This window comes from Endozoicomonas sp. ONNA2 (assembly GCF_024606365.1).
In the GTDB taxonomy this organism is placed as follows: domain Bacteria; phylum Pseudomonadota; class Gammaproteobacteria; order Pseudomonadales; family Endozoicomonadaceae; genus Endozoicomonas.
The window spans coordinates 1-1,069 of record NZ_JAHHPO010000280.1 but is presented as its reverse complement, the minus strand read 5'-3'; the positions used below and the strand labels follow the sequence as shown (position 1 = coordinate 1,069).

The following is a 1,069-nucleotide window of genomic DNA, read 5'->3' as shown; positions in this document are numbered from 1 at the left end:
AACAGTGGAACTTTACCTTACTGGCACAACGACTGTTAAGCGATGCTGAGACAGAAGTCGATAGGTTCACCTTTCAAAATGGCCTTTTCTCGATAGTTTATAGCATCGCATTCGACTTTAATTTTAATTCCGATTGTTATCAGTTCTTCGGTAACCACCAACAACAATTCATTGATCATATACGACGGTTAGCGAGATCCGAAGGCAATCTTCGAGAAATGTTAATGTGTGATGCGATCAATGAAGACACCCGCCGGAAACTCTTTCATCATCTTTTGGTATTGTATCCCGCTGACGCTACTCCATTGATTGAAGATGTGTATGGCCACTTGAAAGATGAATACTTTGTGATGAAACCATCATTTGGTTACAGTCCGGAGTTTTATGTTTCACCGGGGCAGCCGACTGCGGATCATAAAGAAAAAGTCAAGAATGCCGTGTTGATGCATGGGCTGAAATATGTCTGCCAACGGGTTCGAAATGATAAAGACATTGTTTTACCGACCATTGAAAAATATCCGGAAGACCTGAAATTTGCCAGTGACGAACTGAAGAATGATCAAGATGTCGTCATGGCCTCAGTCACTCAAAAAGGTTATTGCCTGTCCTATGCCAGCCCGGAACTTCGGAATAATGATGTGGTGGTGAAGACCGCTTTGGCACAGTGTCCTTTTGCCCTGCAGTATGCCAGTGAAAGATTCCGAAGTGATAAAAACATTATTCAAACCTTGATTGCGGACGATATTGTCAACTTGATTTATGCCAGTAACAGGGTATTGAAGGATCGCGAGTATTTGCTGAGCTTAATTAAACAACAGCCGTTTGCTTTAATGTGTGCGGATGACAGCCTTAAAAGTGATGAGGCATTTCTCAGGTCAGCCATTCGCACAAACCCCGAAGTTATTAACACATGTTGTATACTCTTTCGTAAGTTCGAGCCCCTGGTTCAAAAATATCAATACAGTCAGACAGTTCAGCGATCCAGGCCGAAAATGCTGTAATTAATCGTGAGTATGTAAGTAGCTAACCATATGAAATCATATATTTCTGACTCCTTGTGCCGGCACTC

1 protein-coding gene is annotated in these 1,069 nt (G+C 42.2%); it reads left to right on the top strand.

What is annotated here, in order from left to right; genetic code table 11:
- A partial coding sequence (locus tag KDK14_RS04935) for a DUF4116 domain-containing protein (RefSeq protein ID WP_257263906.1) occupies positions 1-1,001 on the top strand: 1,001 nt, incomplete at its 5' end.
- Positions 1,002-1,069 lie beyond the last annotated feature (68 nt).